The organism is Rugamonas violacea, from assembly GCF_016461825.1.
GTDB lineage: Bacteria > Pseudomonadota > Gammaproteobacteria > Burkholderiales > Burkholderiaceae_D > Rugamonas.
Map to the genome: position 1 here is coordinate 1 of NZ_JAEMNU010000073.1, position 11,365 is coordinate 11,365.

Here is an 11,365-nt window from a genome sequence, read left to right on the forward strand (position 1 = left end):
TCGTTGGGATGGATAAGTGTACTCAAAACGTGCCGTGCCTTGAAGAGGGGCCAGCTACGGAAAGGTGCATAATCACACGAATCTAAACAGCTAAGTCCTCGTTTAAAACCAGGCTTCCACTTGGAAACCGAACGAGGTGCCGCTGGTATTGTTGTTATAGACCGGTCCGGAATTGTTGCTGGCGTTGACGGACGCGGTGGCGGCGTCGTTCCATTTCCCGTAGGTCACAAAGGCACGCAACTCAGGACGCGACCACAGGCCGGGGCCAGCCGAAATAGTCGGTGCGAACGTTAGCTTGGTCAGCCGCTGCGCCGGGCCGCCGGCCGGCGAGGTGACGCGGTCGGTGCCCAGCTCCATCACCAATTTGAAGTTCTGGTTCAGCGCGTACACCGGACGCACGCCCAGCGTGGTCCAGGTGCTGGAACCGATGGCGTCGGACTTGTCCTTCTGCAGCAACGCAATGAATTCCATGCCAAAGTTCCAGGCTGGTTGCACCCATACATTGTCGAAGACGCGGAAGCGCGTCACGTCCGAGCCCAGCAGCGTGCTTCCCGAGGCGCCGATGCGGTCATTGCCGACGCCGATGCCGGTGCCCGGCCCGACAGCATATTGCACACCGACAGTATTGGCACCGCCAAACACCTCGGTCTGGCGGTGGAAGGCCGACATCTGCCAGCCGTTGTGGGTGGCGCCCAGCTTGTTGCCACCCTGCGCGGTAATCACCGAAGCGGCCAGGTCGATGGTGCCGCCGGCGTTGACCGGCACATCCTGATAGATGAAGTTCTGCCGGGTCGCCGCCGTGGTGCCCAATACCGTGCCGTCCGCCGAGGTGGCGGTGGCGTCGTTGTCCTTGAAGAAGGCGTAGGCGAACTTGCCCGGACCGGCCTTGATCTGGTCGAGGCCGGCGCCGGTACCGTTGAAGTTGATGTACTGCAGATCCAGCATATGGATGTCCGGACGGTTGTAGAAGCGCTTGCCCATCCACGCCGTGCCGCCGTTGAGGAAGGGCAATCCCTTGGCCTCGACATAGGCCTTCAGCACATTCAGCTTGGCGTTGTCGAAGTCGGATTTCGGGCTGTAGGCGTTGACCCAAACGGTGGCGACGTAGTGCACGCCGTCCGACTGCGCGATGTCCTTGGTGTAGCCGCCTTCAAAGTAGGCGTCGCACTCGTTGCCTAGGCGGTACTTCATGGTGTTGCCGCCCAGGCCGTAGCAGCTTTGCGGGCCACGCGAACCGCTGGTCGAGGTGCCGGCGCCGACGCGGAAGTAACCGTGAAAGCCCTCCTCGTCCGAGCCGGCGCTGGCGCCACCACAGGCACAGGCCAGCGCAATGGCCAATGGCAGGGATTTCTGGATCAGGTGTTTCATGTTGTGTCTCCTCGTTATATATTTTTATGGGTAATGCGAATGGGTAAAGCGACGGACGTGGGGGTGCTGCCGGAGCGTCCCATCCGGGACGGCTCCGCTTGCTGCTTGCTGCGGGAATTAAGTGGCGCGGCCTAGCTCATCACGCTGCCACCGTCGACATTCAGCGTCTGGGCGGTGATGTAGGCCGATTCGTCACTGGCCAGGAAAATGGCGGCGCCGGCCAGGTCGGACGGCTTGCCCATGCGGCCGAGCGGCACGGCCAGGCCGACGGCGCGCTTCTTCTCGCCCGGCTGCAGCCCCTCGTAACGGGCGAACAGCGCGTCGACATGGCCCCACATCGGCGTGTCGACCACGCCGGGCGCGATGCCGTTGACGCGGATGCCGTGCGGCGCCATGGCCAGCGCGGCCGACTGGGTGTAGCTGATGACAGCGGCCTTGCTGGCGCAGTAGTGCGCCACCAACGCCTCGCCGCGCCGCCCTGCCTGCGATGCCAGATTGATGACGGAGCCGCTGCGGCCGGCGTCGCGCATCGCCTGCAGGACCTGCTGCATGACCAGGAACATACCCTTGACATTGACGTCGAAGATGCGCTGGTACATGGCCAGGTCGGATTCCAACAGCGGCGCCATATCGAACACGGCGGCGTTGTTGAACAGGATGTCGAGCGGGCCAAGCCCGCCCTGCGCGGCGAGCAGCAACTGCCGCACCGAGGCGGCGTCGCTGACATCGGTGCGCACATACTGCAGCCGCTCCGGATGGCGCGCCATCAGCTCGGCGATTGCGGCCGGCGCTTGCGGCGCCAAGTCGGCCACAGTGCAGCGGGCGCCCTCGGCCAGGTAGGCCTCCGCCACGGCCAGGCCGATGCCGCCGCCGGCGCCGGTCAGCAGCGCGTGCTTGTCGGCCAGGCGATTCATGGCGCACCTCGGTTGGTGGTAGCGATGTGCTGGCGATTCATGGCAGGTCTCCTCTCGTTATGGTCGATGCAGTGATTTGCATCGTGAGAGAAAGTCTAGCAGCGGCGGCGCCGCCATTCCGATACTGAAAACGCGATAGTCGATACTCGCCGACGCCGCGCGGCGAATTGTTCAAGCGCCGAAGCGGCCCGATGCCTGCTGGCGAAACTCCTTCGGCGTCATGCCCTTGAGTTCGAGGAAACGGCGGTTGAAATTGGCCACGTTGTTGAAGCCGGCGTCGTAGCAAATGTTGGTGACGTAGCGTTCCGTTTCCATCAGCAGCTGGCAGGCCTTGTTGACGCGCAGGCGGTTGACGAAATCGGTAAAGCTGTTGCCGGTCGCACTGCGGAAGAAGCGCGTGAACATCCGTTCGGACATGCCCAGCTGCTGCGCCAGGTCGCTCATCGAAAACTGGCTGCTGAAGTTCTGCACGATGAAATTGACGGCGGAGCTGATGCGCGCCAACGCATCGTCGTCGTCGCTCGACTGCATCGGCACGGTCGACAACAGCTGGTAGTTGCTACTCTCGGCCAGCTCGCCCAACAGCGTGAGGAACTCGATGAAGCGCGGCAGGCCGCTGCTGTCGCGGATGCGCTCGAAGCGCCGCATGGCCTGCTCGCTCAGGCCGAAGAACTCGATGCCGTAGGTGGCGCGGCTGAGCAGTGGCAGCACGGCGCGCAGCTCGGGGATGGCGGCGGCCATCTGCTCCAGCGGTGCGTGGCTGAACTGGACCACCATGTCGCGCAGCTTGACCCCCTCCTCCGGCGTGTCCAGCGAGACCCAGTTATGCGGCACGCGCGGGCCGGTCAGCACCAGATGGCCAGGCGCGAACTGACCGATGTAATCGCCGACGAAAACCTTGCCGCTGCTGGCGCAGATCAGATGCAGCTCGTATTCCTCGTGGTAGTGCCAGCGCACCAGCGAGCTGGGCACGCCGTGCTCCAGGTAGCGGATGAAACCGTAGCGCCCATCCGGCTCAAAACCCTGCTGCGGGTCACGCACGCAGTTGTGCTCCATTTGCAAGGTGTGGTGGATGCTCTTGGCTGACATGTCTGTCCCTCCTCCTGTCTCTCCCCCGGCTGGCGCAGCGTGTGGCGCCCAACCCGTCCTGCCACAGCGGGTCGCCGGTCAAGCTGAGTATAGCAAAGCCCGGACGTCTCAAAACAAGGGCTTCAACTGCCCGTACAGGGCGCGGAAGCGCTCGAAACGCGGCAGCAGCGCGGCCTGCCATTGCGCGTCCGGCGCGACCACCTCCAGCACCGGCGGCGCCACGCAGACCTCGGCCACGCTAAGCTGCGGGTTGGCGGCCAGCAGGGCCAGCCTGGCCGCACCCAACGCCGCGCCGAGCTGCCCGCCGCTATGCAGCGCCAGCGGCAGATCCAGCGTGCTGGCCAGCAGACGCGCCCAGTAGCGGCTGCGGCTGCCGCCGCCAACCAGTGCCGCGCCACACAGCGAACCGCCGGCCGCCTGCAGTGCCAGATAACTGTCGCGCAGACCGAAGGCCACGCCTTCCAGCACCGAGTAGCCGAGCAGCGCGCGATCGGTATCGTGGCGCAGGCCGAACCAGACACCGCTGGCATGCGGATCGTTGTGCGGCGTGCGCTCGCCCGACAAATACGGCAGGAACAGCGGGGCCGCCTGGTGTGCGGTCGTTCCCGCCACGGCGATCTCGTCGAGCAGCGCGGCCTCGTCGGCGGCGTGGGTCAACTGCGTGACCCAGCGCAGACAACTGGCGGCCGACAGCATCACCCCCATCTGGTGCCATTGTCCCGGCAGCGCGTGGCAAAAAGTGTGCAGGCCCCGGGCCGGATTGGGCCGGCAGGCATCGCTGGCGGCGAACAGCACGCCGGAGGTGCCCAGCGAGATGAAGCCCTCACCCGGCGCCACCACGCCCATGCCGACGGCGCTGGCGGCGTTGTCGCCGGCGCCGCCAGCCACCACCACCTGCGCCGGCGCGGCGATGCCCCAGTCGCGCGCCAACTCGGCGCGCAGCATGCCGCCCGGCGCGCTGCCTTCGACCAGGCGCGGCATCTGCGCGCGGTCCAAGCCGCAGGCCAGTAGCATCGCATCGGACCAATCGCGCCGCGCCACGTCCAGCCACAGCGTGCCGGAGGCATCGGACATGTCGGAGATGAATTCGCCGGTCAGCAGGTAGCGCAGATAGTCCTTGGGCAGCAGCACCATGGCGGTGCGGGCGAACAGTGCCGGCTCGTGCGCGGCCAGCCACAGCAGCTTGGGCGCCGAAAAGCCGGGCATGGCCAGGTTGCCGGTGATCTCGCGCAGTTGTGGCACGCGCCGCTCAAGCTCGACGCACTCGGCGCCGGCACGGCTGTCGTTCCATAGGATGGCCGGACGCAGCACGCGGCCGGACGCGTCGAGCAGCACCGTGCCGTGCATCTGGCCGGATAAACCGATGCCGCGCAACGTCGCCAGCTCGCGCGGATGGCCGCGCGCGATGCTGCCAATGGCGGCCTGCGTGGCGCGCCACCAGTCGGCCGGATCCTGCTCCGACCATTGCGGCTGCGGCCGGCTGATCGCCAGCGGCGCGTGCGCGCAGGCGACGACGGCCTGCGCCTGGTCGATCAACAGCACCTTCACTTCCGAGGTGCCGAGGTCTATGCCAAGATACATGGCGCTACCCTTCCCGCGTGGACGGCGAAGCGAGCGCATGGCGCAGGGCCGCGCGCGCACCGTCCCGGTACAGCCGCGCCAGCGCCTGGCCCACCTGCGCGACAAAGCGCGGCTGATCGGACAGCTCGCCGAACAGCTCATGCAGCGACAACAGCGGGCCGGCGTCGGCGCCGCCAAGCAGGGCCAGCTCGCGCAGACGCAGCGCGTATGGATCGTTGATCGGCATCGCCAGGCCCTGCTCCGAGCTGCCGTTCAGATAACGGAACCAGCACGCCACGGTGAAGCTCAGCAGCGTGATCGGGCCGCCGCGCTCCAGTTGCTCGCGCACCGATGGCAGCACAAACTTGGGAATGCGCGCCGAGCCTTCGGTGCCGATGCGCGCCAACTGGTCGCGGATGGCCGGGTTGGCAAAGCGCTCGATCAGCGTGCGCTTGTAATCGGCCAGATCGATGCCGGCGACCAGCGGCAACAAGGCCGTCACCTCCAGCTCCATCATGTCGCTAAACAGTTGGCGGATGTCGGCATCGGCCATCGCCTCGTGGGCGAACTCATAACCGAACAGCATGCCGATGTAGCACAGCGACTGGTGGCCGGCGTTGAGCAGACGCAGCTTCATTTTCTCGTACGGCAGCACGTCGTCCGTCATCTGCGCGCCGACCAGCTCCCAGGCCGGACGTCCACCCGGGAAGTGGTCTTCGATCACCCATTGCAGGAAAGGCTCGGTCATCACCGGCCAGGCGTCGGCCAGGCCGAAGCGCTCGCGCACCAGCGCGCGATGCTCGTCGGTGGTGGCCGGCGTGATGCGGTCGACCATGCTGTTCGGGAAGGCGCAATGCTGCGCCAGCCAGCCGCTCAGTCCCGGATCGCGCAGGCGTGTGAAGGCGAGCAGCATCTTGCGCATCACATCGCCGTTGTTCTGCAGGTTATCGCAGGACATCACCGTGAACGGCGCCAGGCCGCGCTCGCGCCGTCGTTGCAGCGCCTCGGCCAAGTAGCCGAAGGAACAGCGCGGCGTGCGCGGATGGGCCAGATCGTGCGCGATGTCGGCGTGGCCGGCGTCGAACTCGCCGCTGCCCTGGTTGACGTAGTAACCGCCTTCGGTGATGGTCAGCGAGACGATGCGGGTGCCCGCGTCGGCCATTTTTTCCAGCACCGCCTCGGCATCGTCAGGCGCGTAGAGGAACTCCAGCACGGAGCCGATCACGCGCGCGCTCTCGCCCTGCACGCCACGTTCGACCACGGTGTAGAGGCAGTCCTGCGTTCGCATGGCGTCGCGCATGGCGGCATCGTGCGGCAGCAGTCCGACGCCGCAATAGCCCCATTGTGTCTGGCCGGGCAGGTGCAGCAAGCGATCCAGATACACCGCCTGGTGCGAGCGGAAGAATCCACCCACGCCAATGTGCACAATGCTGCGGGCGACATCCTGCCGCCTGTAGGCCGGCCCGGCCACGCCATCCGGCAAGTGGCCGAGTGCGGCCTGGTTGAGTACCATCGTTGCGTTGTCCTTGCCCATCACAGCGCTCCCCGTGCGGCCGCTGCGTAGGTGTTACCGAAGCGGTCGAAGTGGTGCACCTTGCCGTGGTCGAAGCTGAGCAGGGTGCGGTCGCCGGGATGCAGAGCGCTGCGCTCGCTGCCGCGCGAGACGATCTGTACGTTGTTCTCCAGACGCGCATACACCAGCGTCTCCACGCCCAGCGATTCGACCATGTCCACCGTCGCCGCCAGCCCCTCCTGCCCCGGCGCGTCGAGCTTGACGTGCTCCGGGCGGATGCCGACGAAACCGTCGCCATGCGCCGCGCTGCCGGCCAGCGCGGCCAGTTGCGGCAGGGCCGCCGCCGGCACCACGTTCATGCTCGGCGTGCCGATGAACTGGGCGACGAAACGGTTGGCCGGCCGGTCGTACAACTCCAGCGGCGAGCCGTGCTGCTCGATCTGGCCATCGCGCAGCACCACCACGCGGTCGGCCAGGGTCATCGCCTCGACCTGGTCGTGGGTGACGTAGATGCTGGTGGCGCCCAGCTCGCGATGCAGCTTGGCGATCTCGATGCGAGTCTGCACGCGCAGCGCCGCGTCCAGGTTCGACAGCGGTTCGTCGAACAGGAAGACCTTGGGATCGCGCACGATGGCGCGGCCGATGGCGACGCGTTGACGCTGGCCGCCGGACAGCTCCTTCGGCGTGCGTTCGAGGTATTTTCCGAGGTCGAGGATGGCGGCGGCCTTGTCGACCTTTTCGCGGATCACGGCGCGGTCGACGCCGGCCAGCTTGAGCGCGAACGACATGTTTTCAAATACGCTCATGTGCGGATACAGCGCATACGACTGGAACACCATCGCCAGGTCGCGCTTGGACGAGGGCAGCGCGGTGATGTCGCGCCGGTCCAGCTGCAGGCTGCCCTTGTCGATCGGCTCAAGGCCGGCGATCAGGCGCAGCAAGGTCGACTTGCCGCAGCCCGAGGGGCCGACGAAAACGACGAATTCGCCTTTCTCGATTTGCAGGTCGATGCCCTTGATGGCGTGGTGGTCGCCGAAGAATTTTTCAATGTTGCTGAGTTGTAGATAAGCCATGATCGAGTCCTGTGTGAATATGCCGTGCTTATTTGACTGCGCCGAAGGTCATGCCCTGCACCAGCTGCTTCTGGCAGAACCAACCCAGCGCCATGATCGGTGCGATGGCCATCAACGAGGCGGCCGACAGCTTGGCCCAGAACAGGCCTTCCGGGCTGGAGTAGGAGGCGATCAACCAAGCCAGCGTGCCGGCGTTGGAAGCGCCCAGGTTGAGCGACCAGAACGACTCGTTCCACGCCCACACCATGCACACCAACGCGGTCGAGGCGATGCCGCCCACCGCCAGCGGCAGGACGATGTAGCGGAACTCGTGGCCGACGGTGGCGCCGTCCATGCGCGCCGCCTCGAGGATCTCGCGCGGCAGCTCGCGTAGATTGGTGTACAGCAGCCAGATCATGATCGGCAGGTTCATCAACATGAACATGATGGTCAGGCCGATGCGGCTGTCGAGCAGGCCGAAGTACTGGTAGCAGATATAGATCGGCATCAGCGCGCCCACGCCGGGCATGTAGCGCGAGCTGAGCACGAACTTGAGCAGACCGATCGTGCCACGGGTGGGGAAGAAGGCCATCGAGTAAGCCGCCGGAATGGCGATCGCCAGCCCGATCGCCGTCGACAGCACACTGGTGATCAACGAGTTGAAGGCGTAGCCGACATAGTTATCGCGCGCCAGCACGTCGCGGAAGCTCTGCAATGTCGGCGAGAAGAACAGCAGCGGTGGCGTCGAAATGGCCTGGGCCTCGGTCTTGAAGGCCATCAACCCTAGCCAGAAGATCGGAAAGAACAGCAACAGCGCGAAAAACCAGGCGGCGCCGGTACGCAGGTGGAGGGTCAATTGTTTGTTCATCGTGCTCTCCTTATTTCGCCAGATTCTTGCCGATGACCCGCATCAGGAAGAAGGCAGCGATATTCGCCAGCAGCACGGCGAACAAAGCGCCGGCCGAGGCGGCGCCGATGTCGTAGGACTGCAAGGCCTGCTGGTAGATCATGAAGGTGATGGTGGTGGTGTCGAAGCCGGGGCCGCCGCCGGTGGTGGTGAAGATCTCGGCGAAGATCGACAGCAGGAAGATCATCTCTATCATCAGCACCACCGAGACGGCGCGGCCGAGGTGGGGGATGTAGAGGTAACGCAGCTGCTGCAGGTAGTTGGCGCCGTCCATGCCGGCGGCCTCCAGCTGCTCGCGGTCCATCGACTGCAGCGCGGTCATGAAGATCAGGCAGGCAAAGGGCAGCCACTGCCACGACACCATCATCACGATCGACAGCAGCGGGTAGTGCGACAACCAGTCGACCGGGGGCAGGCCGAACAGAATGCTGACCTGGGCGAACAGACCGTAGATGGGATTGAGCAGCATGTTCTTCCACATCAGCGCGTTCACCGCCGGCATGATCAGGAAGGGCGAGATCAGCAGCACGCGCACCACGGCGCGGCCGGGGAAGGCGTCGTTGATCAACAGGCCGAGGGCGGCGCCGCAGACCACGGTCACCAGCATCACCGAGAACATCAGCACGAAGGTGTTCTTCAGGGCCGGCAAGAAGGCCCCGTCGGTGAAGAAGAAGTGGAAGTTCGCCAGGCCGTGGAATTCGTGCTCGCCGGGCGACAGCAGGCTGAATTTGACGAAGGCATAGTAGATCGTAATCAGAAGCGGGACGATGGAAATGACGGCGATGGCCAGCACGGCCGGCGTCAGCAAGGTCCGGGGTATCAGTCGGTTCATGGGTATCTCAAGGTGCGTGCGAAATCGCCGGCGCGGGCCGGCGGCTTCTGTGGGCTTCGGCTACGGGCGGGTGCCGCCGCGCCGGCATGGTGGCCGGCGCGGCGGGATGGCTATTTGTAGTAGCCGGCCTTGCGCATTTCTCGATCGGCGGCTTGCTGTGCCATGTCCAAGGCCTGGTCGACCGTCTGCTTGCCCAGCAGGGCGGAGGCGATCTGCTGTCCGGCCGCCAGTCCGATGGACTGGAACTCCGGAATCGCGGCGAACTGCACGCCGACATAAGGCGACGGCGGCAGCGTGCTGTGTTTCGGGCTGCTGCTAGCGATAGCCTTGCCCTCGGCGGCGGCGAACTTGGCGGCCTTGGCGAACTCCGGATTGGCGTAGGTCGACTTGCGGGTACCGGTTGGTACGTTGGCCCAGCCGGACTCCTTGGCGACCAGCTTGATGTAGTCCTTCGAGGTCGACCAGTTGATGAACTTCTGCGCCGCGTCCGGATGGCGCGAGCTTTTCGGGATCGCCAGCGACCAGGCCCACAGCCAGTTGGCGCCGCGCTCGGTCACCGCGTAGGGCGACTGGGCGAAGGCGACCTTGTCGGCCACCTTGCTCTGTTTGGGATCGGTGATGAAGGAGGCGGCGATGGTGGCGTCGATCCAGATGCCGCATTTGCCTTCGTTGAACATCGCCAGGATCTCGTTGAAACTGTTCGAGGACGAGCCGGGCGGGCCGTAGTTCTTCAACAGGTCGACATACATATTGACCGCGTTCTTCCACGGCTTGCTGGTGAATTGCGGCTGCCACTTCATGTCGAACAGTTGGGCGCCATAGGAGTTGGCCATGGTGGTGATGAAGGCCATGTTGTCGCCCCAGCCCGGCTTGCCGCGCAAGCAGATGCCATAGACGCCGTTGGCCGGATCGTGGATCTTGGCGGCCACCTCGCGGATACGCTCCCAGGTCGGCCGCTCCTCGATGGTCATGCCGGCTTTTTTCACCAAGTCGCTGCGGTACATGATCATCGAGCTCTCGCCGTAGAACGGCGCCGCGTACAGCACGCCGTTGTTGGACAAGCCCTCGCGTATGGTCGGCAGCAAATCGTCGACGTCGTAGCTGGCATCCGGCTTGATCGGCAGCAGCCACTCCTTCTTGGCCCAGATGGGCGCCTCGTACATACCGATCGTCATCAAGTCGAATTGACCGCCCTTGGTCGCGATGTCGGTGGTCATGCGCTGGCGCAGCACGCCCTCTTCCAGAGTGACCCATTTCAGCTTGATGTCGGGATTGGCTTGCTCGAAGAATTTGCCGAGCTTTTGCATCTCGATCATGTGGCCGTTGTTGACGGTGGCGATGACCAGATCGGTTGCGGCGATGGCGCTGGTGTTGGCGGCCAACAGGGCAGCGCATACGGCGCCGAGGGCGATACGTTTCATGTCTTGTCTCCAGTGTTTTTATGATTTTTTATCTTCGTGGTGCTATATCTCAGCACCATGTCAATGTATCACTGGAGTTCGATACTTTCCGATACTGGGAATCGTAGTCTCGATACTTTTTGGTATGGTTCTTGGCCGCTGGCCATAGAAAATCTGCGCCACAGTACAGGTTGGTGAGCAGACCCGTACTGTGCCATGCCGGCAACTGGCTTAGCTTGCTTGAGCCAACTGCGCCAGGACGGCGTGCCGCTGGCTGAGCACAAACTCGACAAAGATCGGCTTTTTGACCGTCAGCCGCAGCGGCCACGGAAGAAATTCGTGGCAATAGTCGGCGACCCGGCGCAGGGTTTCTTCGTTGTTCAGTATGCTGTGGGTCAGATCGCCGGATTTGCCGACGAAAGTGCTGAGGATCTCGCCGCGCTGGCGGTCAAGGATGAGGTTGACGGGGGCGATCAAGGAATCGCCGATCTTGGTCCGCTCTTTCAAGGTGTCCATATTGCAGTCTCCGTAGGCTGGTAGAGACTGCATCGTAAAATACCTGATCGTCCTTCGCATTGCGATTGGGCAATTTTATTGCCGTAAGAAAAGCTCAAAACGTAAAAAACCCCCACCTGCGCTGAACGCGGTCTTGAGCGCGTTCAGGCGGATGGGGGTTTTCACTACTACTATATAACTAGCCTGACGATAACCTACTTTCACACTGGTTGCA

At 64.3% G+C, this 11,365-nt stretch carries 10 protein-coding genes; all 10 read right to left on the minus strand.

Translation table 11 applies throughout. From position 1 onward, the window contains the following. Window positions 1–102: 102 nt before the first annotated feature. The 10 genes from H7U20_RS13945 to H7U20_RS13990 all read right to left on the minus strand — a co-directional run bounded on the left by H7U20_RS13945 (window position 103) and on the right by H7U20_RS13990 (window position 11,151). Window positions 103–1,368, minus strand: a complete 1,266-nt coding sequence (locus H7U20_RS13945; RefSeq protein WP_199759758.1) for a maltoporin — start codon at window positions 1,366–1,368, stop codon at window positions 103–105. A gap of 131 nt (window positions 1,369–1,499) precedes the next feature. After that, window positions 1,500–2,282, minus strand: a complete 783-nt coding sequence (locus tag H7U20_RS13950; protein ID WP_199759759.1) for an L-iditol 2-dehydrogenase — start codon at window positions 2,280–2,282, stop codon at window positions 1,500–1,502. A gap of 171 nt (window positions 2,283–2,453) precedes the next feature. Then, the gene (locus tag H7U20_RS13955; RefSeq protein ID WP_199759760.1) at window positions 2,454–3,371 is read right to left on the minus strand and encodes a helix-turn-helix domain-containing protein; all 918 of its coding nucleotides are present in this window, start codon (window positions 3,369–3,371) and stop codon (window positions 2,454–2,456) included. A 108-nt stretch (window positions 3,372–3,479) separates the two neighbouring features. Further along, the gene (gene xylB / locus H7U20_RS13960) at window positions 3,480–4,952 is read right to left on the minus strand and encodes a xylulokinase (protein WP_199759761.1); all 1,473 of its coding nucleotides are present in this window, start codon (window positions 4,950–4,952) and stop codon (window positions 3,480–3,482) included. A 4-nt stretch (window positions 4,953–4,956) separates the two neighbouring features. Next, window positions 4,957–6,465, minus strand: a complete 1,509-nt coding sequence (locus tag H7U20_RS13965; protein WP_199759762.1) for a mannitol dehydrogenase family protein — start codon at window positions 6,463–6,465, stop codon at window positions 4,957–4,959. Further along, window positions 6,465–7,517: an ABC transporter ATP-binding protein gene (locus H7U20_RS13970; protein ID WP_199759763.1), complete on the minus strand. Its 1,053-nt coding sequence runs from the start codon at window positions 7,515–7,517 to the stop codon at window positions 6,465–6,467. Before H7U20_RS13970 ends, H7U20_RS13965 begins: the two co-directional genes overlap by 1 nt. Window positions 7,518–7,545: 28 nt before the next feature. Next, window positions 7,546–8,364 carry a carbohydrate ABC transporter permease gene (locus H7U20_RS13975; RefSeq protein WP_199759764.1) on the minus strand — a complete coding sequence of 273 codons (819 nt, stop codon included), beginning with the start codon at window positions 8,362–8,364 and terminating at the stop codon, window positions 7,546–7,548. Window positions 8,365–8,374: 10 nt separating this feature from the next. Then, window positions 8,375–9,235: a carbohydrate ABC transporter permease gene (locus tag H7U20_RS13980; RefSeq protein WP_199759765.1), complete on the minus strand. Its 861-nt coding sequence runs from the start codon at window positions 9,233–9,235 to the stop codon at window positions 8,375–8,377. 110 nt (window positions 9,236–9,345) lie between these two features. Next, the gene (locus H7U20_RS13985) at window positions 9,346–10,656 is read right to left on the minus strand and encodes an ABC transporter substrate-binding protein (RefSeq protein ID WP_199759766.1); all 1,311 of its coding nucleotides are present in this window, start codon (window positions 10,654–10,656) and stop codon (window positions 9,346–9,348) included. A 210-nt stretch (window positions 10,657–10,866) separates the two neighbouring features. Beyond that, entirely contained in the window at window positions 10,867–11,151 is a 285-nt protein-coding gene (locus tag H7U20_RS13990) for a hypothetical protein (protein WP_199759767.1), read from the minus strand. Between the last annotated feature and the right edge of the window lie 214 nt (window positions 11,152–11,365).